The sequence below is a fragment of the Pseudomonas sp. 008 genome (assembly GCF_016861935.1).
GTDB lineage: Bacteria > Pseudomonadota > Gammaproteobacteria > Pseudomonadales > Pseudomonadaceae > Aquipseudomonas.
The window spans coordinates 63,687-90,133 of record NZ_BOMA01000007.1; the positions used below are offsets into that span (position 1 = coordinate 63,687).

The following is a 26,447-nucleotide window of genomic DNA, read 5'->3' on the forward strand; positions in this document are numbered from 1 at the left end:
GCGACGGATGTCTCCATCCGCCACTAATCCCCCCTGTGAGAGCGGGCTTGCTCGCTCCCACATTTGATCTTCAGCGGCCTTTGAACTGGGCCACGTTGGCGCTGTGAGCTTCGGTTTTTGGCAGGCCGGCAACGCCCAGACGCTCACCGGTCTTGGCATCGAACAGCAGCACTTTCGATGGATCGAATTGCAGCGTCAGGGTCTCGCCCGGGGCCGGTGCGACGTCCGGTGCCAGACGGCAGCAGACCTTGGTGTCGTTGAGATTGACGAATACCAGGGTGTCGGGACCGGTCGGTTCGGTGACCTGCACTTCGGCGCGGATGGTCGGCAGGCCGCTGGCTTCGCCGTTCGCCAGCACGATTTGTTCCGGGCGCATGCCGAGGATCACTTCGCGGTCTTCGAGCCCGGCGTCCTGCATGCCCAGCGGCAATTCGCAGCGCGCCTGACCACTGTCGAGCAACGCCAACAGACGGCCGTCCTTGCGCTGCAAACGCAGGGGAATGAAGTTCATCGGCGGCGAACCGATGAAGCTCGCCACGAACAGGTTGGCCGGGTTGTTGTAGATGTCTTTCGGCGTACCGAACTGCTGGATGATCCCGTCCTTCATCACCGCCACTTTGTCGCCCAGGGTCATCGCTTCGATCTGGTCGTGGGTCACGTAGACCGTGGTGGTTTTCAGGCGCTGGTGCATCAGTTTCATTTCGGTGCGCATCTCGACCCGCAGCTTGGCGTCGAGGTTGGACAGCGGTTCGTCGAACAGGTAGATCTTCGGCCGACGCGCCAACGCCCGGCCCATGGCCACGCGCTGTTGCTGACCACCGGAGAGCTGACCCGGCTTGCGGTTGAGCAGGTGTTCGATTTGCAACAGCTTGGCCACGCGAGCGACTTCCGCGTCGATGTCGGCGGCAGGCATCTTGCGGATCTTCAAACCGAACGCGATGTTTTCGCGCACGCTCATGGTCGGGTACAGCGCGTAGGACTGGAACACCATGGCGATGTCGCGGTCTTTGGGGCTCATGCCGCTGACGTCCTGGTCACCGATCATGATCGCGCCGCCGGTGATGGTCTCAAGGCCGGCGATGCAATTCATCAGGGTCGATTTACCGCAACCCGAAGGGCCCACAAGAATCAGGAATTCACCGTCCTTGATCGACAGCTCAATGTTCTTGAGGGTGTCCGGCAGGCCGGGGCCATAGGTTTTGTTTACATTGCGAAGTTCGAGCGTAGCCATGATTACCCCTTGACTGCGCCGGCCGTCAGCCCGCGCACGAAATACTTACCTGCGACCACATAGACCAGCAGGGTTGGCAACCCGGCGATCATTGCCGCCGCCATATCAACGTTGTATTCCTTGGCCCCGGTACTGGTGTTGACCAAGTTGTTCAACGCCACCGTAATGGGTTGCGAGTCACCGCTTGAGAACACCACGCCGAACAGGAAGTCGTTCCAGATCTGAGTGAACTGCCAGATCAGGCAGACCATGATGATCGGGGTGGACATCGGCAGGATGATCAAGCGGAAGATGGTGAAGAACCCCGCGCCATCGAGCCGCGCCGCTTTCACCAGTGCATCGGGAACGCTGACGTAGTAGTTACGGAAAAACAGCGTGGTGAACGCCAGGCCGTAGACCACGTGCACGAACACCAGGCCTGTCGTTGTGCTGGCCAGGCCCATCTTGCCGAGGGTGAACGAGGCCGGCAGCAGGACCGTCTGGAATGGCAGGAAGCAACCGAACAGCAGCAGGCCGAAGAACAACTGCGACCCGCGAAAGCGCCACATCGACAGCACATAGCCGTTCAACGCACCGATGGCCGTGGAGATCATTACCGCCGGAACGGTGATCTTGATCGAGTTCCAGAAGTACCCGTCAACCGTGCCCCAGGCCTTGATCCAGCCAATACCGCTGACCACCGTCGGCCAGCTCAGCAGGTTGCCGGAGTTGATGTCTTCCGGCGTCTTGAAACTGGTCAGCAGCATGACCACCAGCGGTATCAGGTACAGCAATACCGCAAGGAGCAGCACGCCATAGATCGCGATGCGACTCAGGCTGATGGCAGGTTTGGCAGCGAAACTAGTCATGACGTTTGGCCCTCAGCTCGGAGTACAGGTAAGGCACGATGATCGCGAGAATCGCACCGAGCATCAGAATCGCACTGGCCGAGCCCATGCCCATCTGGCCGCGACTGAAGGTGAAGGAATACATGAACATCGCAGGCAGATCGGAGGAATAACCCGGGCCACCGGCGGTCATTGCCGCTACCAGGTCGAAACTCTTGATAGCGATGTGGGCCAGGATCATTACTGCGCTGAAGAACACCGGGCGCAGGCTCGGCAACACCACTTTCAGGTAAATGCGCGGCATGCTCGCGCCATCGATCTGGGCGGCACGGATGATCGATTGATCAACGCCACGCAGGCCGGCGAGGAACATCGCCATGATAAAGCCCGAGGCTTGCCATACCGCCGCGATCACCAGGCAGTACACAACGCGATCCGGATCGATCAGCCAGTCCAGGCGAAAGCCTTCCCAGCCCCAGTCACGCAGCAATTTGTCCAGGCCCATGCCCGGGTTGAGCAGCCACTTCCAGGCGGTACCAGTGACGATCATCGAAAGCGCCATCGGGTACAGGTAAATGGTGCGAATGAAACCTTCGCGACGAATGCGCTGATCAAGAAACACCGCCAGCAACACACCGATCACCAGGGTGATGCCGATGAACATGCCGCCGAAAAGCGCCAGGTTCTTGCTCGCTACCCACCAGCGATCGTTGTCGAACAGCCGCTGGTACTGCGCCAGGCCTGCCCATTTGTAAGTCGGCAGGAAAGTCGAAGTGGTGAACGACAGGACGAAGGTCCACAGGATATAGCCATAGAACCCCACCAGAACAATGAACATGCTCGGCGCCAGCACCAGCTTGGGGAGCCAGCGCTGCAGTGCATCGAACGGCGAGGCCTTGCTGAACACAGCAACAGAACTCATGGGAAGATCCAGTACGAGAGAGAGAGAATTCGGGCAGGTCCCCTGTAGGAGCCGGCTTGCTGGCGAAGGCGGTGTGTCAGTCGACATCTGCGTTGAATGACACATCGCTATCGCCAGCAAGCCGGCTCCTACAGGCCAAGCATTACTTGGCTGCTTTAATGGCAGTGCCGAGTTGCTTGGCGGCAGTGGCAGGGTCGGCTTTCGGATCGTTGATGAAGTTGGTCACGACATCAAAGAAAGCACCCTGTACCGCCAGCGTGGTCGCCATGTTGTGCGCCATGCTCGGCTGCAAGCCACCGGACTTGGCGTCCGCCAGGAAGTCTTTGGCAGCCGTCTGGGCGCAGGAGTCGAAACCGTACTTGCCCATGTCGCTCAGCATGTCGTTTCGAACCGGGATCGAGCCCTTGTTGATGCTGAAGACTTTCTGGAAGTTCTCACCCAGCACGATCTTGGCAATGTCCTGCTGAGCTGCAGCAGTGCCCTTGTCTTTCTGCTTGAACACGGCCAGCGAGTCGATGTTGTAGGTGAAGGCCTTGTCGGTGCCCGGGAAGGCTACGCACTCGTAATCCTTGCCAGCGACTTTCTTGGCCGCTGTCCACTCGCTCTTGGCCCAGTCACCCATGATCTGCATGCCGGCCTTGCCGTTGATGACCTTGGCCGCCTCCAGGTTCCAGTCCTGGCCTTTGCCGTCGGCGTCCATGTAGGTCGCGACTTTCTTCAGCTCGGTCAGCGCCTTGACCATGTCAGGACCGGTCAGCGCCGCGTTATCCAGGTCGACCAGGGCTTTCTTGTAGCCATCGACGCCCATGACCGACAGGACCACCGCTTCGAACACGGTGCTGTCTTGCCAAGGCTGGCCACCGTGGGCCAGCGCGATGAAGCCCGCAGCCTTGAGCTTGTCACCGGCCGCGTAGAATTCCTGAAGGGTGGTTGGCGCTTTTTCGATGCCGGCTTTCTTGAAGACTTCCGGATTGATCCACAACCAGTTGACGCGGTGAATGTTCACCGGCACGGCCACATAGTTACCGTCGTACTTCACGGTATCGGAGACTTTCTTGTCGAGCAGGCTGTCCCACTTCTCAGCTTTGGCAGCGTCTTTCAAGACGTCGGTATCGAGCAGACCGGTAGACGCCCATTCCTGAATGTCCGGACCTTTGATCTGCGCTACGCCCGGCGGGTTACCGGCCACGGCGCGGCTTTTGAGTACGGTCATGGCTGTGGCACCGCCACCGCCGGCGACTGCGCCGTCTTTCCAGGTGAAACCGTCTTTTTCGACTTGAGCCTTGAGCACATCGACAGCCGCTTTTTCACCACCAGACGTCCACCAGTGAACGACTTCCACCGAACCTTTGGAATCGGCGGCAAGGGCACTGATCGGGAATGCAGCAACGGGAAGCAGTGAAGCGAGAGAAATGACAGTAGCGAGGCGAGAAATCGCATTCATCTAGTAGTACCTTTCTTGTTGTTATGCATGCAAGTCTGGTGCTTGCGCTGCATAGGATTTTAAACAGGGGATAGCCCTTCGCAGGTAACGAAGGGACGCGCGAATGTCACCACATGGTTACACATGAGCGCTCTGGGACAATTGCGCCAGCGCACTGGCCATGCTCGGCGCCAATGGCAGGCGCGGGATCAATACGGCTTGCCAGGCGTGATACAGGTCAGGTTTACCGGCCCAGATATCGGCGCTCGGGCGGTTCAGCGGATCGAGCTCGTGATGCCAGCTGCCATCGCAGCGGTCGATGAAATGACTGTCACAGAATTCCCAGAACAGTCGGTACCAACGCTCGTATTGCTCATCACCGGTGCGTTTTAGCAGCGCACTGGCGGCGGCGCTGGCTTCGCAATGAGTCCAGTGCAAACGATGACGAACCACCGCGCGATTGTCCCAGTCGAGGGTGTAGACGATGCCCGGCGCACCGTCGACGTCCCAGCCGTGACGGCAATTGTGTTCGAAGAGTTTTTGCGCATCGGTGGCCAGCCAGCCCGGCGTGAGCATCCCGGCTTGCACCCGCGCCGCTTCAAGGTGCAGTAACAACCGCGCCCATTCGAAACCATGACCCGGTGTGGTGCCATAAGGACGGAAACCGTCGGCCGGATTGTCGTGGTTGTAGTCGCGCAGCGGCTGCCAGTCGCGGTCGAAATGCTCGACCACCAGGTAATCGTTGGCGGCGGCGTGTTCGTGAATGACACGCTCGACGATGCGCTGCGCGCGAATCAGCCAGCGGTGGTCCTCGGTGACATCGGCCAGGGCGAGAAAGGCTTCGGTGGCGTGCATGTTGCTGTTGGCGCCGCGATAGGCTTCCTCGCAACTGAAGTCGCGGTTGAAGGATTCGCGCATGGCGCCCTCCTCCTCGCTCCAGAAATGGCTGTCGATGATGTGGATCGCATCGTCGAGCAAGGCTTGCGCACCGGGACGCTGGGCAACCACCGCAGAACTCGCGGCCAACGCCACGAAGGCATGCAGGTAAGCGGCTTTGCCGGTATTGCCGTCGCGGTGTTCGGGCGTGGCGAACCAGCCACCGTGTTCGGCGTCACGCAGCGGCCCGCTGAGGGCTTTGATGCCGTGATCCACCAGCTCGGCGAACCCCGGCAAACCCTGGATGTGGGCCATGGCGAAGCTGTGGGTCATGCGCGCGGTGTTCATGGTTTCGGCTTGGGCGCTGGCTGGGGGGCGCCCCTTTTCATCAAGGTTGCCGAAACCTTCGGGAAGCTTTGAAGCCCTGGCAAATGCCAACAGGCGCAGGCCTTCGGCGGCGAGCCATTGCTGATGGGCAGGCGCGTTCAGCCAACTGCTGAAGGCGGGTTGGAAGGTGTCCATGCGATACCTTTTTTTGTTGTTATGACTGGGACCAGTCTAAACAACGGTCGGTGGCGGGCAGGTAACGAAGGGGGCGGCTTTTGTCACCGAGTTGTGACATTCACCCTGATTTTGAAGTGAGTGGTTACTTGTGGCGAGGGGGCTTGCCCCCGTTGGACTGCGCAGCAGTCCCTCTTTCAGGGCCGCTCCGCGCCCAACGGGGGCAAGCCCCCTCACCACAGGGTCGCTTTCAATCCATTGGTCGTGGCAACTGCAACGTCACGCGCAACCCGCCTTCACGCAGGTTTTGCAGGCTGACTTCACCGCCATGGCTATGGGCAATGTTGCGTGCAATCCCCAGCCCCAGGCCATAACCCTGCTGCTGCCCGGCCAGGCGGAAGTGCGGTTCGAACACTTGCTCCAGCCGCTGCTCCGGCACGCCCGGACCTTCGTCATCGACATGCAGGACGAACGCGCTCTCGTCGTCATCGATGTGCAGATGCGCGTTCTGCCCGTACTTCAAGGCGTTGTCGATCAGGTTGCCGATGCAGCGCTTGAGCGCCAGTGGCTTGCCGGGATACGGCGCCAGCGCCCGCCCCTGCTGAGTCACGCGGCCATTGCCGTTAGGCGCCAGATACGGTTCCACCAGGCAGTCGAGCACATGATTGAGGTCCACCGGTTCGATGTTTTCGTGGATGTCAGTGTCTTTCACGCATTGCAGCGCGCCTTTGACCAGCAACTCCAGCTCATCCAGATCGCGACCGAACTTGGCTTGCAGCTTTTCGTCTTCAAGCAATTCGACCCGCAGTCGCAACCGAGTGATCGGTGTGCGCAAGTCATGGGAAATCGCGCTGAACAACTGGCTGCGCTCAGTCAGGTAACGGCTGATGCGTTCACGCATTGCATTGAACGCGCGACCGACTTCCACCACTTCACTGCCGCCGCCCTGAGCGACTGGTTCGACGTCGGCCCCCAGGGACATGTCCCGCGCCGCCCGCGCCAATCGCTTGAGCGGCCGGCTCTGCCAGTGCACCAGCAGGCCAATGAACAGGAGTAAGAAGCCGCTGGTGAGTACGATGAACCAGACTTGCTGTGCCGGCAGGCCTTGCTCTTCGAGACTGGTGTAGGGCTCGGGCAACAGCGAAGCGATGTACAGCCATTCCCCCGGCGCCATCTGGATTTGCGTGACCAGCACCGGTGGGTTCACTGGCTCCAGGGTCAACGCGTAGTGCGCCCAGGAGCGTGGCAATTCATCGAGTTTCAGCCCGCTATTGAAGATCCGCAGGTCTTCGGGGCTGACGAACGTCACCGAAATATCGGCGTCCTGGCCCAGCGACTGGCGCAGCACCTCGTCCACCGCTTTGAGCACCGCTTCTTTGCGCGGCGTGATCGGCAGCACTTCCATGCCCAAGGGTTTGTCGTTGAGGGTCACCACGAACCGGGTGCCGCCCATGCTGCGCAACTGGTCGAGCACCAGCGGCCTGAACGCCACCGGCAACGAGCGGAAATAACTGACGCTGGCCGTCATCGAATGGGCCAGGCTGCGGGCGCTGGTGACCAGGCCTTCGAGTTGGGTAGCACGCAGTTGCGAAACCCAGATCACGCTCGACAGCGTCTGGGCAAACAGCACCGCCAACAGGGTCAGCAGCAACATGCGCCCGAGCAGCGAGCGCGGCACCGGCACGCGCCCGGCGAGCTTGCGCAGGAACTCAGTGACCATTGCCGGCAACCACGTTGGCTGCCAATTGGTAGCCGCTGCCACGCACGGTCCGGATCAGCCGCGGCGGCTTTTCAGTGTCGCGCAGACGCTGACGCAAACGGCTGACCGCCATGTCGACGATGCGATCGAGCGGCATCAGGTCACGGCCACGGGTGGCGTTGCCGATGGTGTCGCGGTCGAGGATTTCCTGGGGGTGATCGAGGAACAATTTCAGCAGGGCGAAATCGGCGCCGGAGAGAATCACTTCCTCGCCGTCGGTGTGGAACAGCCGATGGCTGACCATGTCCAGCCGCCAGTCGTCGAAGGCCAGCACTTCACCGCCGGAACGCTCCTGACCGAACTGCGCGCGGCGCAACAAGGCTTTGATCCGCGCCTGCAATTCACGGGGGCTGAAGGGTTTGCCGAGGTAGTCGTCGGCGCCCAATTCCAGGCCGATGACACGATCGGCCTCATCGGAACTGGCGGTGAGCATGATGATCGGCACGTGGGCCTGGCGCGGGTGCTGGCGGATCCAGCGGCAGAGGCTGAAACCATCTTCGTCCGGCAGCATCACGTCGAGGATCACCAGATCGCTCGGCGCCTCGTTCAGCGCCTGACGAAAGCCTGCGCCATCGGGCGTGGTGCGGACCTGGAAACCGGCACGGGTCAGGTAGGTGTCCAGCAACTCGCGTATCTCTTGATCGTCATCGACCAACAAAATCGACTTGTTGACTGAGCTCACGGCGGCATCCTTGTTGTTTGTGTTGGGGAGGATTATGCCTTACGGAAATCTGATGACGTGCGCGGATTTGTGGCGAGGGGGCTTGCCCCCGTTGGATCGCGTAGCGGTCCTTTTTTACGACTGCTTCGCAGCCGAACGGGGCGGTGCGGCGTTCCGACAAGCCCCCTCGCCACAGGTCTCAGGCCTGCTCCAGCGCCACACCCGCGCCAACAAGGCCGGAATACGGCGCTGTCACCAGCCACACCGGAATGCCCTTGAAGTAATCGCTCATGCAACCCTTGTCGGCAAAGCACCGGGCGAAACCGCTTTTAACGAAAAAGTCGGCAAACCGTGGAATCACCCCGCCAACGATGTACACACCACCCCGTGCACCGGTGGTCAGCACATTGTTGCCGGCCACGCGGCCGAGCCAGCAGCAGAACTGCTCAAGCACTTCCAGGGCAATCGGATCACCCGCCAGCCCGGCCGCCGTGATCGCCTCAGGTGTGTCGAGCACAGGCGTGTGACCATCCACCGCGCAGATCGCCCGGTAGACCCGCGGCAAACCACTGCCGCTCAATGCCGTTTCAGCGCTGACATGGCCGATCTCGTTGTAGATGTGTTGCCACAGTTGGGTTTCCCGCGGGCTGCTCAGCGGCAGATCGACGTGACCGCCCTCCCCCGGCAACGCGGCAAAACGGCCCTCGCCCAGATCGAGCAACGTGCCTACACCCAAGCCTGTGCCCGGGCCGATTACCACCGCCGGCCGCAACGGCTCCGGCGTGCCTTCGCAGACCACCCGGAACTCGCCCGGCTGCAATCGGGTCATGCCCAGCGCCATGGCTGAGAAATCGTTGACCAGCAGCAGTTGATCCACCTGCAAAGTCTTGCAGAAACCCTTGCGGCTGAGCCGCCAGTGATTGTTGGTGAACTTGAATTCATCACCGCTCACAGGGCCGGCCACCGAGAGGCACACCGAACCGATCGAACCCGGCGCCAGGCCGAGCCCGTTCAGGTACAGCGCAATCGCTTCTTCCGGGGTGGCGTGGTCTGCCGTTGCCAGCACCTGGACTGATTCCAGTTGCTGGTTTTTCCACAACGCGAAACGTGCGTTGGTCCCACCGATGTCACCGACCAAAGCCAGTTTCAATTAAGCGTCTCCAGGGCAGAAGTAAAGGCGCTGGCGCCTTGCTCTGCGGAGCTGAAGGCCATGCGCATGAAACCAAACAGTTCGCGACCGGTGCCGATGTTGTTGCCCAACAGACCTTTGGCCGGCTCGCGTGCTGCGAATTCTTCGGCGTCCACCTTAAGCTCCAGGGTGCCTTTGACGCCATCGACGCGGATGATATCGCCCTCACGCACCCGTGCCAAAGCGCCGCCCACATAAGCTTCGGGGCTGACGTGGATCGCCGCCGGGATTTTCCCCGAGGCGCCGGACATGCGCCCGTCAGTCACCAACGCAACTTTGAAGCCACGGTCCTGCAACACACCGAGGAATGGCGTCATCTTGTGCAGTTCCGGCATGCCGTTGGAACGCGGGCCCTGGAAGCGCATTACCGCGACAAAATCCTTCTCCAGCAGACCAGCCTTGAATGCATCGGCCAGGTCCTGTTGATCCTGGAACACCATGGCCGGGGCTTCGACGACTTGGTTTTCCAGCGCGACCGCCGAGACCTTCATCACGCCACGACCGAGATTGCCTTCCATCACCCGCAAGCCACCCTCTGCCGAGAATGCCCGAGCCACTGGGCGCAGGATGTTTTCGTCGAGGCTTTCGATCGGGCCTTCGCGCCAGACCAGCTCGCCGTTTTCGAGGAACGGCTCTTTGGTGTAGCGGCTCAGGCCGTGGCCGAGCACGGTGTTGACGTTTTCGTGGAGCAGGCCGGCTTCCAGCAGTTCGCGGATCAGGAACGACATGCCGCCCGCTGCCTGGAAGTGGTTGATGTCGGCTTTGCCGTTCGGGTACACGTGGCTCAGGGTCGGCACCACCTCGGAGAGGTCGGCCATGTCCTGCCAGGTCAACTGGATGCCTGCGGCCATGGCGATGGCCGGCATGTGCAGAGTGTGGTTGGTCGAGCCGCCGGTGGCGTGCAGGGCCACGATGGAGTTGACCAGCGAACGCTCGTCGACGATTTCGCCGATCGGCAGGAAGTTGCCATTCTGCTTGGTCAGGCGCGTGACCTGATGCGCCGCTTCGCGGGTCAGGGCATCGCGCAACGGGGTGTTCGGGTTGACGAACGAGGCGCCCGGCAAGTGCAGGCCCATGACTTCCATCAGCAACTGGTTGGTGTTGGCGGTGCCGTAGAACGTGCAGGTGCCAGGGCTGTGGTAGGACTTCATCTCCGATTCCAGCAGCTCTTCGCGGGTCGCCTTGCCTTCGGCGTAGCGCTGACGCACATCGGCTTTCTGCTTGTTGGAGATGCCCGAGACCATCGGCCCGCCCGGCACGAAAATCATCGGCAGATGACCGAAACGCAACGCGCCCATCATCAGGCCCGGCACGATCTTGTCGCAGATGCCGAGCATCAGCGCGCCGTCGAACATGTTGTGGGACAGCGCCACGGCGGTGGACAACGCGATCACTTCACGGCTCGGCAGGCTCAGTTCCATGCCTGGCTCGCCCTGGGTCACGCCATCGCACATGGCCGGGGTGCCACCGGCGAACTGGCCGACGGAGCCGATTTCGCGCAGGGCTTTTTTGATCTGTTCAGGAAAGACTTCGTACGGCTGGTGCGCCGAGAGCATGTCGTTATATGACGAAACAATTGCGATGTTGGCGGAGTTCATCATCCGCAAGCTGTGCTTGTCGTCGCTGCCACATCCGGCCACGCCGTGGGCGAAGTTGGCGCATTGCAGCTTGCCACGCATCGGGCCGTCACTGGCGGCGCCACGGATCAATGCAAGGTAAGCCTCACGTGTGGCGCGGCTGCGGGCGATAAGCCGTTCGGTGACCTCAAGGACGCGGGGATGCATGTGTAGAACTCCAGGCTAACGGATGTGGCGACCTGATTGTCTATGCTGATCAAACGCCGTTGTGATCGGGATGACAGACGGCTTTCTTGATCATTCGGACCAGTTGATTCAGGTCACTCGTTGTAGATAAAACAAAATATTGCCACTAAAAAGGCTTGTTTTCTATTTTTTTGCGAATAATCTTGTAATTCCAACAACAAAACGACGGCGGCGCTGTAAATGACTCTTCGAATCGCAATCAATGGTTTTGGCCGTATCGGCCGTAATGTCCTGCGCGCACTGTATACCCAAGGCTATCGCCAGGATCTGCAGATCGTGGCAATCAACGACCTGGGCGACAGCTCGATGAATGCTCACCTCCTGAAATACGACACCGTTCACGGCACATTCGATGCCGATGTCCAGCACGATCAGGAAAGCCTGACCGTCAACGGCGACCGTATTTCGGTCAGCGCCATTCGCAACCCGGCCGAATTGCCTTGGGCCGCGGAGAAGGTCGACGTCGTATTCGAATGCACTGGTCTGTTCACCGACCGCGCCAAAGCCGCCGCCCATATTACGGCCGGCGCACGTAAAGTGATTATCTCGGCCCCGGCCAAAGGCGCCGACGCCACTGTGGTTTATGGGGTTAACCACGACATTCTGCGCCAGTCGCACCAGATCATCTCCAACGCCTCGTGCACCACCAACTGCCTGGCCCCGGTGGCCCAGGTGCTGCACCGCGAGCTGGGCATCGAAAGCGGTCTGATGACCACCATCCATGCCTACACCAACGACCAGAACCTGACCGACGTCTACCACACCGACCCGTACCGCGCCCGTTCCGCCACCCAGAACATGATCCCGAGCAAGACCGGCGCCGCTGAAGCGGTAGGCCTGGTGCTGCCGGACCTGGCGGGCAAACTGACCGGCATGGCAGTGCGTGTTCCGGTGATCAACGTGTCGCTGGTGGACCTGACCGTGCAGCTCAAGCGCGAAGCGTCGGCCGATGAAGTGAATGCGCTGCTCAAACAAGCCAGCCAGCACTCGAAGATTCTCGGCTACAACGCCCTGCCGCTGGTATCCAGCGACTTCAACCACAACCCACTGTCGTCGATCTTCGACGCCAACCACACCAAGTCCAGCGGCAAGCTGCTCAAAGTGCTGGCCTGGTACGACAACGAGTGGGGCTTCTCCAACCGCATGCTCGATAACTGCCTGGCACTCTGCAACGCCGAGTAAACCGTGGAGCAGCAACCGATGATCGGTATCAGCTTTACGCAAAAGACCATGGCAGCGCGCAAGCGTATCGCCCTGGTCGCCCATGACCACTGCAAAGTGTTTTTGCTGGACTGGGCCGAGCGGCAGAAAGACAAACTCGCGCAGCATGAACTGGTCGCCACCGGCACCACGGGGTTGTTGTTGCAACAACGCCTCGGCCTGTCGGTGGAAAGCATGATCAGCGGTCCACTGGGCGGCGACCAGCAACTCGGCGCGCAAATCGCCGAGCAGCGGGTCGACATGCTGGTGTTCTTCTGGGACCCGTTCGAACCGCAGCCCCACGACCCGGACATCAAGGCATTACTGCGGGTCGCGGCGGTGTGGAACATCCCCGTGGCCTGCAACGAATGCAGCGCCGACTACCTGCTCAGCAGCCCGTTGATGGATCAGGCTCACGAACACCGCATCCCGGATTACGCAACCTATCTGCAGGGGCGTGGGTAAAGCGCTGGAACAATTCCCCTGTGGCAGCAGCCCCACAGGGGATTGCATATCCTCGTAGGAGCGAGGCTTGCCCGCGAAGGCGTCAAGTCAGCCAACTCAAACTCTGAACTCAGCCAACAGTCCCCCCGGCCACTGGGAATTACTCAGTCGGCACTACCTTGTCCAGCACCTGATTGACCGCCAGTTCAGCCAGCATCACCACCTGCGCGATGCCCAGCAAGGTTTTGCGGTGAGTGCCTTCAAGCAAAGCCGCGAAGTCGTTGAGCATGACGGTGGCCGAGCCCAGGGTTTCGCTGGCGTTGACCAGCATCGGCTCGGTGGCGGCCGCCGGGTTGGCCATGTACAGCTTGTTGGGTTGGTAGGGTGAGGCCATGACCGTGGCCGCCGGCTTGAGGTAATGGTCGAGGGCGCGCTCGGCGGCTTCGTTGAGTTTTCTGGAATCGGGGGATTCGTAGGGGGAGACCGGGTCGGTGAGCGGTGGGTTTGGCGTTACTTTGAACATGGGATACTTACCTCTAGTAAGGCCGCGTCCGTCTCGCTGCTAAACGGATGGGTGGCGGCTATGCGCAAGTTAGCAGACCGGTAAGCTCCCAAAACCCGGCGCACCCGAAGGTGCCATGCGCACAGCCACCATCGAGCACAGGCGAATGCCTGACTGGATGAGACTTATGCAACCGGGAGCTAACACAGCCGGGCTGCTAAACCCGATCACTGGGAATCAGTGATGCGAATCAAGTTACCGACCGGCCCCAAGGCGCACAAGCCGGCGGATTCTGGCGCAGGCGTAGGCAACGGCGCAAGGTTTCGTGGGCTTTAGGACGTAACACAGGGTGTCGTTAAACATTCATTCTGGATCGTGTGTATTGGCGCTCGGAAATCGATGAATACCCTGACAGATCGGTCTTGCTCCCACAGGATTTCATCTGGCCGAGCCGTCTTTTTGAACTATGCTCGGGCTCTCGCTCCGGAGGGCCTTCGATGACTGATTTACTCACGTCCATTCAAGCCGCACTCGGCTTGCCCCACACCCCAATCCCGTTCACCTCGAGCGGCGCCCTGCCCTCGGCGTTTGCCGTGACCGATCTGGCTTGCGCCAGCATTGCTGCCGCCGGCCAGGCCGCCAGCGAACTGCTGCATCAACAAACCGGTCGCTTGCCCACCCTTGAAGTCGACCGCCGCCTGGCGTCGTTCTGGTTCGCCACCTCGATCCGCCCCATGGGCTGGAGCGTCCCGCCGCTGTGGGACCCGGTCGCCGGCGACTACGCGACCAAGGACGGCTGGATCCGCCTGCACACCAACGCGCCCCATCACCGCGCCGCTGCTGAATCAGTGCTCGGCGCCTGTGCCGACCGCGCAGCGATGGCGAGCAAAGTGGCTCAGTGGGCGAAAAGCGATCTGGAACAAGCGGTGGTCGCGGCCGGTGGATGCGCCGCCGAAATGCGCAGTTGGAAGCAATGGCAAGCTCACCCCCAAGGTCAAGCCGTGAACGCCGAACCGTTGATCCAATTCAGCGCCGATGGCAGCCAGAACGCCAAACCGTGGAAAGGCTCGGTGGCGCAACCGTTGGCCGGGATCAAGGTGCTGGACCTCACGCGAGTACTCGCCGGCCCGATCGCCAGCCGCTTCCTCGCCGGGCTCGGCGCCGATGTGCTGCGCATCGACCCACCGACCTGGAACGAACCGGGGGTGGTGCCGGAAGTCACCTTGGGCAAACGCTGTGCGCGCCTGGATCTGCACGACAAAGCCGATCGCGCGGTGTTCGAAAGCCTACTCAAGGACGCCGACATCCTGCTCCACGGCTACCGCGCCGATGCCTTGGAACGCCTGGGTTACGGCATCGCCCAACGCCAGGCACTGGCCCCCGGCCTGATCGATGTTTGCCTCAACGCTTACGGCTGGAGCGGCCCTTGGCAGAACCGCCGCGGCTTCGACAGCCTGGTGCAGATGAGCAGCGGGATTGCCGACGCGGGCATGCACTGGAAGAAGGCGGATAAACCGACACCACTGCCGGTCCAGGCCCTTGATCACGCCACCGGGTATTTAATGGCGGCCAGTGCGATCAAGCTATTGGGGCACGGTGGTTCTGCGCGGTTGTCGCTGGCACGGACGGCGAAGCTGTTGATCGAACATGGCGCCGGAACCAACGAGCCATTGCGCGCAGAGGATGACCTCGATCAAGGGATGTTGATTGAGCAAACGCCGTGGGGACCGGCCCATCGGTTGCAGGTGCCGTTGAAGATCACCGGGACGCCACTGCAATGGGCGCTGCCGGCCGGGGAACTGGGCGCCCATCGCGCGCAGTGGTGGTGATCATCAGATAGCTTTCGCGGGCAAGCCTCGCTCCTACAGGATCACCGCTGTACATCTGTAGGAGCGAGGCTTGCCCGCGAAGAGGCCCGAACAGTCACCGCAAACATCGTCACGTAGTTGTTTTTTAACTAAACAGATAAAACCAAATAACGTTTATTCATTAATCCTGATCAGTGCCTTTTATTTATAGCCGAATAATCTATAGATTCGACCAGTAAAGAGTTTTATACCGCGCACCTGATAAATCCGCAGAAACAAACTAACTTCGTAATGCTATTCACTTAAGCATTTCAGTCGCTACGCATTCTTTGTAGCAGCTGGCGAAGCCTGCGTTCGGCTGCGCAGCAGTCGTGAGTCCGGTTGCCGTGGTGTATTTGACGCACCGCAATGGTTTATTTGACGACTGCTTCGCAGCCGAACGCAGCCTTCGGCAGCTGCTACAGATCGCATTAAGGCCTTGTGCCCGAGAAAGATACATAAGTCTTTCATTAACAATGGAATGTGCCCATGCACTGATCTATGTCAGCTGATTGAACAGCCAGCAGAACTACTCTGTTGTCTCTCTTCTCCTGCACTGGAGTCATGCGATGTCTGAATCCCCCGGAAAACTGAAACTCGGTGCGCTCGTTGCTTTAGTGGTCGGTTCAATGATTGGTGGCGGAATCTTCTCTTTGCCCCAGAACATGGCCGCCAGTGCTGATGTCGGTGCTGTTCTTATTGGTTGGGTAATCACCGCAGTGGGCATGTTGACCCTCGCTTTCGTCTTCCAGACCCTGGCCAATCGCAAGCCTGAGCTGGATGGTGGTGTTTATGCCTACGCCAAGGCCGGTTTCGGCGACTACATGGGTTTCTCGTCTGCCTGGGGATACTGGATCAGTGCCTGGCTGGGCAATGTGGGTTACTTCGTTCTGTTGTTCAGCACCCTCGGTTATTTCTTTCCGATCTTCGGCGAAGGCAACACCGTTGCTGCCGTCATCGGCGCCTCGCTGCTGCTTTGGGCCGTGCACTTTCTGGTGTTACGGGGAATCAAGGAAGCGGCGTTCATCAACCTGGTGACCACCGTCGCCAAGGTCGTACCGCTGCTGCTGTTCGTGTTGATCGCCTTGTTCGCGTTCAAACTGGAGATCTTTACCGCCGACATCTGGGGCATCAAAAACCCAGACCTGGGCAGTGTGATGAACCAGGTGCGCAACATGATGCTGGTCACCGTGTGGGTGTTCATCGGCATCGAAGGCGCGAGCATCTTCTCGGCCCGTGCCGAAGTACGCAGCGACGTGGGTAAAGCCACCGTCATCGGCTTCATCACCGTGCTGCTGTTCCTGATGCTGGTGAACGTGTTGTCTCTGGGGATCATGACCCAACCTGCGTTGGCGAAACTGCAGAACCCCTCGATGGCCGCGGTGCTGGAACATGTGGTCGGTCATTGGGGCGCGGTGCTGATCAGCGTCGGCCTGGTCATTTCCTTGCTCGGGGCGTTGCTGTCGTGGGTGCTGCTGTGCGCGGAGATCATGTTCGCTGCCGCCAAGGACCACACCATGCCGGCGTTTTTGCGCCGTGAAAACGCCAACCAGGTACCGGCCAACGCGCTGTGGCTGACCAACGCGATGGTGCAGCTGTTTCTGATCATCACGCTGTTTTCGGCCAGCACTTACCTGTCGCTGATCTACCTCGCCACTTCGATGATTCTGGTGCCGTACCTGTGGTCGGCGGCTTATGCCGTGCTGCTGGCGGTACGCGGCGAGAGCTATGAAAACGCCCTGGCCGAACGCAGAAAAGATTTGATCGTCGGTGGCATCGCGTTGATCTACGCGATCTGGCTGCTGTACGCCGGCGGCGTCAAATACCTGCTGCTCTCCGCCCTGCTGTATGCCCCCGGTGCGATCCTGTTCGCCAAGGCCAAACTTGAAGTCGACAAACCGGTTTTCACTAACGTCGAGAAGCTGATTTTCGCCGCCGTCGTCGTAGGCGCCCTGGTGGCGGCCTATGGGCTGTATGCCGGCTTTCTGACCCTTTAGCACTGTAATGAAAAGCAGCACCTGAATGTTTTGATCTGGAGGAACACGGTAATGACCACGGAAAAAGTTAAGTACGGCGTCCATTCCGAAGCCGGCAAACTGCGCAAAGTCATGGTTTGCTCCCCCGGCCTGGCCCACCAGCGGCTGACCCCGAACAACTGCGACGAACTGCTGTTCGATGATGTGCTGTGGGTCGCCCAGGCCAAGCGCGACCACTTCGACTTCGTCACCAAGATGCGCGAGCGTGGTGTCGACGTGCTGGAAATGCACAACCTGCTGACCGACATCGTCGCGATGCCTGAAGCGCTGGACTGGATTCTGGAACGCAAGATCACCGCCAATTCGGTCGGCCTCGGCCTGGTCCATGAAGTGGGGGCCTGGCTGCGTAGCCTGGAGCCACGCAAGATCGCCGAATTCCTCATCGGCGGGGTTTCCGCCGATGACCTGCCGGACAGTTTCGGTGGCAAGACCATTCAGATGTTCCGCGACTTCCTCGGTCATTCCAGCTTCATTCTGCCGCCGCTGCCCAACACCCAGTTCACCCGCGACACCACCTGCTGGATCTATGGCGGCGTGACCCTGAACCCGATGCACTGGCCGGCGCGTCGTCAGGAAACCTTGCTGGCCACCGCCATCTACACATTCCACCCGCAGTTCACCAACGCCGACTTCCAGATCTGGTACGGCGACCCCGACCAGGACCACGGCAACGCTACCCTTGAGGGCGGTGACGTGATGCCGATCGGCAACGGCGTGGTATTGATCGGCATGGGCGAGCGCTCGTCCCGCCAGGCCATCGGCCAATTGGCGGTCAACCTGTTCAAGAACAAAGCCGTGGAACGAGTCATCGTCGCCGGCCTGCCGAAATCCCGCGCGGCGATGCACCTGGACACCGTGTTCAGCTTCTGCGACCGCGACCTGGTGACGATTTTCCCGGAAGTGGTGAAGCAGATCGTCGCCTTCAGCCTGCGCCCCGATGAAAGCAAACCGGGCGGCATCGACGTGCGCCGTGAAGAAACCAGCTTCCTCGACACCGTGGCCAAGGCCCTCAACCTCAAGGCGCTGCGTGTCGTCGAAACCGGCGGTAACGCCTTTGCCGCCGAACGCGAGCAATGGGACGACGGCAACAACGTGGTGGCGGTGGAGCCAGGCGTGGTCATCGGCTACGACCGCAACACCTACACCAACACCCTGCTGCGCAAGGCCGGCGTCGAGGTCATCACCATCAGCGCCAGTGAGCTCGGGCGCGGGCGTGGCGGTGGCCACTGCATGACCTGCCCGATCATTCGCGACCCTATCGATTATTAACTTTCGAGCCTTGGCCGATGCTTATCCAGCACGGCCGAGGGGATAACCGAAACCCAAGGAGATCCAATCATGGCTTTCAACATGCGCAACCGCAGCCTGCTCTCGCTGATGCACCACACCACTCGCGAGTTGCACTACCTGCTGGACCTGTCCCGCGACCTCAAGCGCGCCAAATACACCGGCACCGAGCGTCCGCACCTGCAAGGCAAGAACATCGCGCTGATCTTCGAAAAAACCTCGACCCGCACCCGGTGCGCCTTCGAAGTCGCGGCCCATGACCAGGGCGCCCACGTCACCTACATCGACCCGGTGTCATCGCAGATCGGCCACAAGGAAAGCATGAAGGACACCGCCCGCGTGCTGGGGCGGATGTTCGACGCCATCGAGTACCGCGGCTTCGAACAGGAAATCGTCGAAGAGCTGGCCAAGTTCGCCGGCGTACCGGTGTTCAACGGCCTGACCGCTGAATTCCACCCGACGCAAATGATCGCCGACACCCTGACCATGCGCGAACACAGCGACAAACCGCTGCACGACATCAGCTACGCCTACCTCGGCGATGCGCGCTACAACATGGGCAATTCGTTGCTGATGATCGGCGCCAAACTCGGCATGGACGTGCGCATCGCCGCGCCGAAAGCGCTGTGGCCACATCAGGACTTCATCGATCAGTGCAAAGCCTTCGCCGAAGAGAGCGGCGCGCGCATCACCATCACCGAAGACCCGAAAGCCGCGGTCAAGGGCGTGGACTTCATCCACACTGACATCTGGGTGTCGATGGGTGAGCCGGTGGAAGCGTGGGACGAGCGTATCGAGCAACTGCTGCCGTACCAGGTCAACGCCGACATGATGAAGGCCTCGGGCAACCCGCGCGTGAAGTTCATGCACTGCCTGCCGGCGTTCCACAACAGCGAAACCAAGGTCGGCAAGGACATCGCCGCGCGTTATCCGAACCTGGCCAACGGGGTTGAAGTGACTGAAGAAGTCTTCGAATCGCCGGCCAACATCGCCTTCGAGCAAGCGGAAAACCGTATGCACACCATCAAGGCTATTCTGGTGTCGGCGCTGGCGGATATCTGACGGCTGAACACTTGCTCATGATCGTTCCCACGCAGAGCGTGGGGACGATCATCAGGGAGATCAGATTGCCCGCCCCTATTTAGAAGGACTGCACTATGCGTATCGTCATTGCTCTGGGCGGTAACGCCCTGCTCCGCCGGGGTGAGCCCATGACCGCGGACAACCAGCGCGCCAACATCCGGATCGCCACCGAACAGATCGCCAAGATTCATCCCGGCAACCAACTGGTGATTGCCCACGGCAATGGTCCGCAGATCGGCCTGTTGTCGCTGCAAGCGGCGGCCTACAGCCAGGTTTCGCCTTACCCGCTGGACGTACTCGGCGCCGAAACCGACGGCATGATCGGCTACATCATCGAACAGGAACTGGGCAACCTGCTGGACTTCGAAGTGCCCTTCGCCACCCTGCTGACCCAGGTCGAAGTCGACCCCAACGACCCGGCGTTCCAGGCCCCCAGCAAACCGATCGGCCCGGTCTATTCCAAGGCCGACGCCGAGAAACTCGCCGCCGAGAAAGGCTGGGCCATCGCCCCGGACGGTGACAAGTTCCGGCGCGTGGTCGCCAGCCCGAAACCCAAACGTATCTTCGAAATCCGCCCGATCAAGTGGCTGCTGGAAAAAGGCAGCATCGTGATCTGCGCCGGTGGTGGCGGCATCCCGACGATCTACGACGCCAACGGCAAACTGCAGGGTGTGGAAGCGGTGATCGACAAAGACCTGTGTTCGGCGTTGCTGGCCGAACAGTTGGAAAGCGATCTGTTGGTGATCGCCACTGACGTCAATGCGGCGTTCATCGATTTCGGCAAGCCCACGCAGAAAGCCATCGCCCAGGCTCACCCAAATGAAATGGACAAACTCGGCTTCGCCGCCGGCTCCATGGGACCAAAGGTCCAGGCGGCCTGCGAGTTCGCCCGCCATACTGGGAAAGTCGCGGTAATCGGTTCACTCTCGGACATCGAAGCGATCATCCAGGGCAAGGCCGGCACCCGTATCAGCACTGCGACGCCTGGCATCAGTTATCAATAGAAAGAAACGAATAGAAAGAAACGCAGGGGGGCAGGCGTGAGGTCTGCCCTGATTCAATGCCTTTGAAGGAGAGACGCCAATGGCTACGTTCGAACCCGGACACCTGCACATCGAGCGCCATGCGCTGAACAAGGACGATTACAGCTACAACCTGCACATCGAATACAAAATTGCTCAGGATCCCAAGGAAGGCCAAGGCATGCTCTTCACGCTGCGTGGTTCGGTCGAGGGCAAGGAGCTGAATGAAGCGTTTTATCTGCCCAAGGACCAGGCCTTCGACTTTGCCCGCCACGCCACGCGCATCGCGCAAAAGTACGGCATGCCCAAGACCGCCAACATCGGCGCCATGCACAAGTACTACGACGAAATGTTTGAAGACGTGCGGGCCCAACTCGACGTCAAATCCGGCGACCCGGTCAAACCTGAACACCTGGGATAAAACGGTGAACGCTGAACCTGTGGGAGCGGGGCTTGCCCGCTCCCACAGGAGATCATCGTTGTCATGAAGTCCCGTACAGGATTTCACCATTGGCCCGCCCCAAGGCATACTTGCCACCCTCCGCACTCCAGAACCAAACCGCCCCATGCGCATCCACGTCAGTTTCATCGACCGCGTCGGTATCACCCAGGAAGTCCTGGCCCTGCTCGGTGGGCGCAATCTCAATCTGGATGCGGTGGAAATGGTGCCACCCAACGTCTACATCGACGCCCCGACCTTGAGCCCGGCCGTGCTCGAAGAGCTGCGCGATGCGCTGTTCAACGTGCATGGCGTGCAAGCGGTGACGGTGGTCGACATCCTTCCCGGTCAACGCCGTCACTTGCAGCTCGATGCGCTGCTCGCCGCCATGACCGACCCGGTGCTGGCCCTGGACAGCGCCGGCAAGGTGCTGCTGGCCAACCCGGCACTGATTGCCCTGTACGGTCGCGAACCGGCGGGTGAAAGCATCAGCGAGCTGTTTGCCGACCCGGCGCTGCTCGACACATTGCTGGAAAACGGCTTCCGCCTTCCGCTGCGCGAGATCACCGTCAACGGTCAAACCCTGCTGTTGGATGCCACGCCGATCACCGACGCCGGCGCCCTGCTGACCCTGTATCAACCGAACCGCATCGGTGAACGCCTCTCGGCGCTGCACCACGATCACGCTGAAGGTTTCGATGCCCTGCTCGGCGAATCCCCGGCGATTCGTACGCTCAAGGCCCGCGCCCAACGCGTCGCAGCCCTTGATGCACCGTTGCTGATCCAGGGTGAAACCGGCACCGGCAAAGAACTGGTGGCCCGTGCCTGCCACGCCATCAGCACCCGCCACAGTTCGCCGTTCCTGGCCTTGAACTGCGCGGCACTGCCGGAAAACCTCGCCGAAAGCGAACTGTTCGGCTACGCCCCCGGTGCCTTCACCGGGGCACAGCGGGGCGGCAAGCCGGGGCTGATGGAACTGGCCAACCAGGGCACGGTATTTCTCGACGAGATCGGTGAAATGTCGCCGTATTTGCAGGCGAAACTGCTGCGTTTTCTCAACGACGGCAGCTTCCGTCGGGTTGGTGGCGATCGCGAAGTGAAGGTCAACGTGCGGATCCTCAGCGCGACCCATCGCGACCTGGAAAAAATGGTCAGCGAAGGCACTTTCCGCGAAGACCTGTTCTATCGACTCAACGTGCTGAATGTCGAAGTCCCGCCCCTGCGCGAGCGCGGCCAGGACATTCTGCTGCTGGCGCGTTACTTCATGCAGCAGGCCTGCGCGCAGATCCAGCGTCCGGTCTGTCGCCTGGCCCCCGGCACCTACCCGGCGCTGCTGGGCAATCGCTGGCCAGGCAACGTGCGGCAATTGCAGAACGTGATCTTCCGCGCCGCGGCGATTTGCGAAAGCAGCCTGGTGGACATTGGCGACCTCGACATCGCCGGCACCTCTGTGGCGCGCCAGAGCGACATCGAGGTCGACAGCCTCGAACAGGCCATGGAAGCGTTCGAGAAGGACCTGCTGGAAAAGCTCTACGTCAGCTACCCCTCGACCCGCCAACTGGCCAGCCGCCTGCAAACCTCCCACACCGCGATTGCCCATCGGTTGCGCAAGTACGGGATTCCCAATAAGCCGTGAGGCTTGTGGCTGAAAGGCTATCTCTCTAAACACCATAGACCGCCGCTCCCGCAGGTTTTTGCCGCCTTCAAAACCATGCCAAAAAGCGACCTCCATCTGTACTGAAAGCGCTACAGTGGAATGATATCGATACACCCTCTCCCAATCAGCGCCGTGCAAGGCTTTGATCCACCTAGGCTTTTTTCTTTGCTTCAAGCTGTAGCGATTTCGCTACAGCCGCAGAAACACAACGGTTTACGCAAACATCTAAGTTGCTGTTTTTAAACATAAAAATAACATTGGCCGCCTTTTTGCTTAGTAACCTCCTATAAAGCAGGGTTTTTGCCCCTGCATTCCATCGCGTCCACCAGACGAGTCTGGCCCCCTTAGGAGTTTCCATGAGCGAGTTGCGTTTTACTGAAGATCACGAATGGCTGCGCACCGAAGCTGACGGCACCGTTACGGTCGGCATCACCGCTTTCGCACAGAACGCACTGGGCGACGTGGTTTTCGTACAACTGCCTGAGCTGCAGTCCTACGACAAAGGCGCAGAAGCCGCCACAGTGGAATCGGTAAAAGCTGCCAGCGGTGTGTACATGCCTCTGGACGGAGAAGTGGTCGAGACCAACCCGGCCCTCGATAGCAGCCCTGAACTGGTCAACGAAGATCCGCTGGGCGAAGGCTGGTTCTTCCGCTTCAAGCCAACCGACGCCTCGGCTGTCGGCCAACTGCTGGATCAAGACGCTTACGACCGTCTGATTGCCCAAGCCTGAGGAGCGCCGACATGACTCAAGTCAATCTGACGACCGCCAACGAATTCATCACCCGCCACATCGGCCCGCGCGCAGGTGATGAGCAAGCCATGCTCAACAGCCTGGGCTTTGATTCCCTGGAAGCCCTGAGCGCCAGCGTGATTCCCGACAGCATCAAAGGCACCAGCATCCTCGGCCTTGAAGACGGCCTGAGCGAAGCCGATGCCCTGGCGTTGATCAAATCCATCGCCGGTAAAAACCAGCTGTTCAAGACTTACATCGGTCAGGGCTACTACGGCACTCACACGCCGTCGCCGATCCTGCGCAACCTGCTGGAAAATCCGGCCTGGTACACCGCCTACACCCCATACCAGCCAGAAATTTCCCAGGGCCGTCTCGAAGCGCTGTTGAACTTCCAGACCCTGATCAGCGACCTGACCGGCCTGCCGATCGCCAACGCCTCGCTGCTGGACGAAGCCACCGCTGCTGCCGAAGCCATGACCTTCTGCAAACGCCTGAGCAAGAACAAAGGCAGCCACGCCTTCTTCGCCTCCGTTCATTGCCACCCGCAAACCCTCGACGTTTTGCGCACCCGTGCCGAGCCTTTGGGCATCGACGTTGTGGTGGGCGACGAGCGTGAACTGACCGACGTGACGCCGTTCTTCGGCGCCTTGTTGCAATACCCGGCCAGCAACGGTGACGTGTTCGACTACCGCGAACTGACCGAGCGCTTCCACGCGGCGAATGCGCTGGTCGCGGTCGCTGCTGACCTGCTGGCCCTGACCGTGCTGACCCCGCCGGGCGAGTTCGGCGCCGACGTGGCCATCGGCAGCGCGCAACGCTTCGGCGTTCCGCTGGGCTTCGGTGGCCCGCACGCGGCGTACTTCTCCACCAAGGATGCGTTCAAGCGCGACATGCCGGGCCGTCTGGTCGGCGTTTCCGTGGACCGTTTCGGCAAGCCGGCCCTGCGCCTGGCCATGCAGACCCGCGAGCAACATATCCGTCGCGAGAAAGCCACCAGCAACATCTGCACCGCTCAGGTTCTGTTGGCCAACATCGCCAGCATGTACGCCGTGTACCACGGCCCGAAAGGCCTGACGCAGATCGCCAATCGCATTCATCACCTGACCGCGATCCTCGCCAAAGGCTTGAGCGCACTGGGCCTGAGCGTCGAGCAAACCAGCTTCTTCGACACCTTGACGATCAAAACCGGCGCGCAAACGGCGGCCCTGCACGACAAGGCTCATGCGCAGAAGATCAATCTGCGCGTGGTCGATGCTGAGCGTCTGGGTCTGTCCCTCGACGAAACCAGCAGCCAGGCTGACGTCGAAACCCTGTGGAGCCTGCTGGCCGACGGCAAGGCACTGCCGGACTTCGCTGCATTGGCCGCTTCGGTCCAAAGCACCCTCCCGGCCGCACTGGTTCGCCAATCGCCAATCCTCAGCCACCCGGTATTCAACCGTTATCACTCCGAAACCGAGCTGATGCGCTACCTGCGCAAACTGGCGGACAAGGACCTGGCCCTGGATCGCACCATGATTCCGCTGGGTTCCTGCACCATGAAACTCAACGCCGCCAGCGAAATGATCCCGGTAACCTGGGCTGAATTCGGTGCCCTGCACCCGTTCGCTCCGGCCGAGCAAAGCGCCGGCTATCAGCAACTGACCGATGAACTGGAAGCGATGCTCTGCGCCGCCACCGGTTACGACTCGATCTCCCTGCAACCGAACGCCGGTTCCCAGGGTGAATACGCCGGTCTGTTGGCGATTCGTGCCTACCACCAGAGCCGTGGCGAAGACCGTCGCGACATCTGCCTGATCCCGTCGTCCGCCCACGGCACCAACCCGGCCACCGCCAACATGGCCGGCATGCGTGTGGTTGTGACCGCGTGCGATGCCCGCGGCAACGTCGACATCGAAGACCTGCGTGCCAAGGCCATCGAGCACCGCGAACACCTCGCCGCGCTGATGATCACCTACCCGTCGACCCACGGCGTGTTCGAAGAAGGCATCCGTGAAATCTGCGGCATCATTCACGACAACGGCGGCCAGGTGTATATCGATGGCGCGAACATGAACGCCATGGTCGGCCTCTGCGCACCGGGCAAGTTCGGCGGCGACGTATCGCACCTGAACCTGCACAAAACTTTCTGCATCCCACACGGCGGTGGCGGCCCGGGCGTCGGCCCGATTGGCGTCAAGTCGCACCTGACGCCGTTCCTGCCGGGCCACGCCCAGATGGAACGCAAGGAAGGCGCGGTCTGCGCGGCACCGTTCGGCAGCGCGAGCATTCTGCCGATCACCTGGATGTACATTCGAATGATGGGTGGCGCCGGCCTCAAGCGCGCTTCGCAATTGGCGATCCTGAATGCCAATTACATTTCCCGTCGCCTCGAAGAGCACTATCCAGTGCTGTACACCGGCAGCAACGGTCTGGTGGCGCACGAATGCATCCTCGACCTGCGTCCGCTGAAAGACAGCAGCGGCATCAGCGTCGATGACGTGGCCAAGCGCCTGATCGACTTCGGCTTCCACGCCCCGACCATGTCGTTCCCGGTGGCCGGCACGTTGATGATCGAGCCGACCGAAAGCGAATCCAAGGAAGAACTGGACCGCTTCTGCGACGCCATGATCCGCATCCGCGAAGAAATCCGCGCGGTGGAAAACGGCACGCTGGACAAGGATGACAACCCGCTGAAAAACGCCCCGCACACCGCTGCGGAAATCGTCGGCGAGTGGACTCATCCGTACAGCCGCGAGCAAGCCGTTTACCCGGTAGCGTCGCTGATCGAAGCCAAGTACTGGCCACCGGTCGGTCGCGTCGACAACGTGTTTGGCGATCGCAACCTGGTCTGCGCCTGCCCGTCGATCGAAAGCTACGCTTGATCTATAGGGGGCGAGTTACTCGCCCCCTTCAAGAACACCGCACTCCCCCTATGGGAGCTGGCTTGCCTGCTCCCATAGGATCGCAGTTCCCCATCGGATCTGTGTCGATCCTCATAACAAGAA

The 26,447-nt window shown here is 60.7% G+C and carries 22 protein-coding genes; 11 read left to right on the plus strand and 11 right to left on the minus strand.

What is annotated here, in order from left to right; all coding sequences use genetic code 11:
• Positions 1 to 70: 70 nt before the first annotated feature.
• The 9 genes from JUI81_RS15935 to edd all read right to left on the minus strand — a co-directional run bounded on the left by JUI81_RS15935 (position 71) and on the right by edd (position 11,173).
• A complete protein-coding gene (locus JUI81_RS15935) occupies positions 71 to 1,231 on the minus strand; it encodes an ABC transporter ATP-binding protein (RefSeq protein ID WP_204124641.1) in 1,161 nt (386 codons plus the stop codon).
• Positions 1,232 to 1,233: 2 nt separating this feature from the next.
• Positions 1,234 to 2,079 (minus strand): carbohydrate ABC transporter permease, encoded by an 846-nt coding sequence (locus JUI81_RS15940; protein WP_019581464.1) that lies wholly within the window; start codon positions 2,077 to 2,079, stop codon positions 1,234 to 1,236.
• Positions 2,072 to 2,980, minus strand: coding sequence for a carbohydrate ABC transporter permease (locus JUI81_RS15945; protein ID WP_018926470.1), 909 nt, complete (start codon positions 2,978 to 2,980; stop codon positions 2,072 to 2,074). The genes JUI81_RS15940 and JUI81_RS15945 overlap by 8 nt, the downstream gene beginning before the upstream one ends.
• A gap of 142 nt (positions 2,981 to 3,122) precedes the next feature.
• Positions 3,123 to 4,424 (minus strand): ABC transporter substrate-binding protein, encoded by a 1,302-nt coding sequence (locus tag JUI81_RS15950; protein ID WP_204124642.1) that lies wholly within the window; start codon positions 4,422 to 4,424, stop codon positions 3,123 to 3,125.
• A gap of 117 nt (positions 4,425 to 4,541) precedes the next feature.
• The gene (locus JUI81_RS15955; protein ID WP_019581466.1) at positions 4,542 to 5,801 is read right to left on the minus strand and encodes an AGE family epimerase/isomerase; all 1,260 of its coding nucleotides are present in this window, start codon (positions 5,799 to 5,801) and stop codon (positions 4,542 to 4,544) included.
• A 229-nt stretch (positions 5,802 to 6,030) separates the two neighbouring features.
• A complete protein-coding gene (locus tag JUI81_RS15960) occupies positions 6,031 to 7,500 on the minus strand; it encodes an ATP-binding protein (RefSeq protein WP_018926473.1) in 1,470 nt (489 codons plus the stop codon).
• Entirely contained in the window at positions 7,490 to 8,221 is a 732-nt protein-coding gene (locus JUI81_RS15965; protein WP_007934711.1) for a response regulator, read from the minus strand. Before JUI81_RS15965 ends, JUI81_RS15960 begins: the two co-directional genes overlap by 11 nt.
• Positions 8,222 to 8,399: 178 nt before the next feature.
• A complete protein-coding gene (locus JUI81_RS15970; RefSeq protein ID WP_138866917.1) occupies positions 8,400 to 9,350 on the minus strand; it encodes a glucokinase in 951 nt (316 codons plus the stop codon).
• The gene (gene edd, locus JUI81_RS15975; protein ID WP_019581468.1) at positions 9,347 to 11,173 is read right to left on the minus strand and encodes a phosphogluconate dehydratase; all 1,827 of its coding nucleotides are present in this window, start codon (positions 11,171 to 11,173) and stop codon (positions 9,347 to 9,349) included. Before edd ends, JUI81_RS15970 begins: the two co-directional genes overlap by 4 nt.
• A 219-nt stretch (positions 11,174 to 11,392) precedes the next feature.
• Here edd and gap point away from each other — a divergent pair, with 219 nt between their 5' ends.
• Together gap and JUI81_RS15985 are read left to right on the plus strand one after the other, a co-directional pair.
• Entirely contained in the window at positions 11,393 to 12,394 is a 1,002-nt protein-coding gene (gene gap, locus JUI81_RS15980; protein ID WP_018926476.1) for a type I glyceraldehyde-3-phosphate dehydrogenase, read from the plus strand.
• Between the two features lie 18 nt (positions 12,395 to 12,412).
• Positions 12,413 to 12,877: a methylglyoxal synthase gene (locus tag JUI81_RS15985; protein WP_204124643.1), complete on the plus strand. Its 465-nt coding sequence runs from the start codon at positions 12,413 to 12,415 to the stop codon at positions 12,875 to 12,877.
• A 139-nt stretch (positions 12,878 to 13,016) separates the two neighbouring features.
• Here the strand turns inward: JUI81_RS15985 and JUI81_RS15990 are convergent, their stop codons facing one another.
• Positions 13,017 to 13,379, minus strand: coding sequence for a DUF6124 family protein (locus tag JUI81_RS15990; RefSeq protein WP_019581469.1), 363 nt, complete (start codon positions 13,377 to 13,379; stop codon positions 13,017 to 13,019).
• Between the two features lie 476 nt (positions 13,380 to 13,855).
• Between JUI81_RS15990 and JUI81_RS15995 the strand changes: the two genes are divergently transcribed.
• The 7 genes from JUI81_RS15995 to JUI81_RS16025 all read left to right on the plus strand — a co-directional run bounded on the left by JUI81_RS15995 (position 13,856) and on the right by JUI81_RS16025 (position 22,708).
• A complete protein-coding gene (locus tag JUI81_RS15995; protein ID WP_204124644.1) occupies positions 13,856 to 15,187 on the plus strand; it encodes a CoA transferase in 1,332 nt (443 codons plus the stop codon).
• Between the two features lie 587 nt (positions 15,188 to 15,774).
• A complete protein-coding gene (gene arcD, locus JUI81_RS16000) occupies positions 15,775 to 17,202 on the plus strand; it encodes an arginine-ornithine antiporter (protein WP_096480964.1) in 1,428 nt (475 codons plus the stop codon).
• A gap of 51 nt (positions 17,203 to 17,253) precedes the next feature.
• Positions 17,254 to 18,510, plus strand: a complete 1,257-nt coding sequence (gene arcA, locus JUI81_RS16005; protein ID WP_204124645.1) for an arginine deiminase — start codon at positions 17,254 to 17,256, stop codon at positions 18,508 to 18,510.
• Between the two features lie 69 nt (positions 18,511 to 18,579).
• Entirely contained in the window at positions 18,580 to 19,590 is a 1,011-nt protein-coding gene (locus tag JUI81_RS16010) for an ornithine carbamoyltransferase (RefSeq protein ID WP_019581472.1), read from the plus strand.
• Between the two features lie 95 nt (positions 19,591 to 19,685).
• Complete coding sequence (arcC, locus tag JUI81_RS16015; protein WP_019581473.1) at positions 19,686 to 20,615, plus strand: carbamate kinase; 930 nt, start codon at positions 19,686 to 19,688, stop codon at positions 20,613 to 20,615.
• 79 nt (positions 20,616 to 20,694) lie between these two features.
• Complete coding sequence (locus JUI81_RS16020) at positions 20,695 to 21,054, plus strand: DUF5064 family protein (RefSeq protein WP_018926483.1); 360 nt, start codon at positions 20,695 to 20,697, stop codon at positions 21,052 to 21,054.
• Positions 21,055 to 21,199: 145 nt separating this feature from the next.
• Complete coding sequence (locus JUI81_RS16025; protein WP_028939412.1) at positions 21,200 to 22,708, plus strand: sigma-54-dependent transcriptional regulator; 1,509 nt, start codon at positions 21,200 to 21,202, stop codon at positions 22,706 to 22,708.
• Between the two features lie 172 nt (positions 22,709 to 22,880).
• Here JUI81_RS16025 and JUI81_RS16030 read toward each other — a convergent pair whose 3' ends face one another.
• Positions 22,881 to 23,087: a hypothetical protein gene (locus tag JUI81_RS16030; protein WP_155954627.1), complete on the minus strand. Its 207-nt coding sequence runs from the start codon at positions 23,085 to 23,087 to the stop codon at positions 22,881 to 22,883.
• Between JUI81_RS16030 and gcvH the strand changes: the two genes are divergently transcribed.
• Both gcvH and gcvP read left to right on the plus strand, forming a co-directional pair.
• Complete coding sequence (gene gcvH, locus JUI81_RS16035; RefSeq protein ID WP_018926486.1) at positions 23,086 to 23,460, plus strand: glycine cleavage system protein GcvH; 375 nt, start codon at positions 23,086 to 23,088, stop codon at positions 23,458 to 23,460. The genes JUI81_RS16030 and gcvH overlap by 2 nt on opposite strands.
• Before the next feature lie 11 nt (positions 23,461 to 23,471).
• Positions 23,472 to 26,324, plus strand: coding sequence for an aminomethyl-transferring glycine dehydrogenase (gcvP, locus tag JUI81_RS16040; RefSeq protein ID WP_204124646.1), 2,853 nt, complete (start codon positions 23,472 to 23,474; stop codon positions 26,322 to 26,324).
• The last annotated feature ends 123 nt before the right edge of the window (positions 26,325 to 26,447 follow it).

What these genes read in the sequence shown, in the direction of transcription:
- JUI81_RS15935 (WP_204124641.1), bottom strand. Translation starts at nt 1,231, where the DNA reads ATGGCTACGCTCGAACTTCGCAATGTAAACAAAACCTATGGCCCCGGC.
- JUI81_RS15940 (WP_019581464.1), bottom strand. Translation starts at nt 2,079, where the DNA reads ATGACTAGTTTCGCTGCCAAACCTGCCATCAGCCTGAGTCGCATCGCG.
- JUI81_RS15945 (WP_018926470.1), bottom strand. Translation starts at nt 2,980, where the DNA reads ATGAGTTCTGTTGCTGTGTTCAGCAAGGCCTCGCCGTTCGATGCACTG.
- JUI81_RS15950 (WP_204124642.1), bottom strand. Translation starts at nt 4,424, where the DNA reads ATGAATGCGATTTCTCGCCTCGCTACTGTCATTTCTCTCGCTTCACTG.
- JUI81_RS15955 (WP_019581466.1), bottom strand. Translation starts at nt 5,801, where the DNA reads ATGGACACCTTCCAACCCGCCTTCAGCAGTTGGCTGAACGCGCCTGCC.
- JUI81_RS15960 (WP_018926473.1), bottom strand. Translation starts at nt 7,500, where the DNA reads ATGGTCACTGAGTTCCTGCGCAAGCTCGCCGGGCGCGTGCCGGTGCCG.
- edd (WP_019581468.1), bottom strand. Translation starts at nt 11,173, where the DNA reads ATGCATCCCCGCGTCCTTGAGGTCACCGAACGGCTTATCGCCCGCAGC.
- gap (WP_018926476.1), top strand. Translation starts at nt 11,393, where the DNA reads ATGACTCTTCGAATCGCAATCAATGGTTTTGGCCGTATCGGCCGTAAT.
- JUI81_RS15985 (WP_204124643.1), top strand. Translation starts at nt 12,413, where the DNA reads ATGATCGGTATCAGCTTTACGCAAAAGACCATGGCAGCGCGCAAGCGT.
- JUI81_RS15990 (WP_019581469.1), bottom strand. Translation starts at nt 13,379, where the DNA reads ATGTTCAAAGTAACGCCAAACCCACCGCTCACCGACCCGGTCTCCCCC.
- JUI81_RS15995 (WP_204124644.1), top strand. Translation starts at nt 13,856, where the DNA reads ATGACTGATTTACTCACGTCCATTCAAGCCGCACTCGGCTTGCCCCAC.
- arcD (WP_096480964.1), top strand. Translation starts at nt 15,775, where the DNA reads ATGTCTGAATCCCCCGGAAAACTGAAACTCGGTGCGCTCGTTGCTTTA.
- arcA (WP_204124645.1), top strand. Translation starts at nt 17,254, where the DNA reads ATGACCACGGAAAAAGTTAAGTACGGCGTCCATTCCGAAGCCGGCAAA.
- JUI81_RS16010 (WP_019581472.1), top strand. Translation starts at nt 18,580, where the DNA reads ATGGCTTTCAACATGCGCAACCGCAGCCTGCTCTCGCTGATGCACCAC.
- arcC (WP_019581473.1), top strand. Translation starts at nt 19,686, where the DNA reads ATGCGTATCGTCATTGCTCTGGGCGGTAACGCCCTGCTCCGCCGGGGT.
- JUI81_RS16020 (WP_018926483.1), top strand. Translation starts at nt 20,695, where the DNA reads ATGGCTACGTTCGAACCCGGACACCTGCACATCGAGCGCCATGCGCTG.
- JUI81_RS16025 (WP_028939412.1), top strand. Translation starts at nt 21,200, where the DNA reads ATGCGCATCCACGTCAGTTTCATCGACCGCGTCGGTATCACCCAGGAA.
- gcvH (WP_018926486.1), top strand. Translation starts at nt 23,086, where the DNA reads ATGAGCGAGTTGCGTTTTACTGAAGATCACGAATGGCTGCGCACCGAA.
- JUI81_RS16030 (WP_155954627.1), bottom strand. Translation starts at nt 23,087, where the DNA reads ATGGAAACTCCTAAGGGGGCCAGACTCGTCTGGTGGACGCGATGGAAT.
- gcvP (WP_204124646.1), top strand. Translation starts at nt 23,472, where the DNA reads ATGACTCAAGTCAATCTGACGACCGCCAACGAATTCATCACCCGCCAC.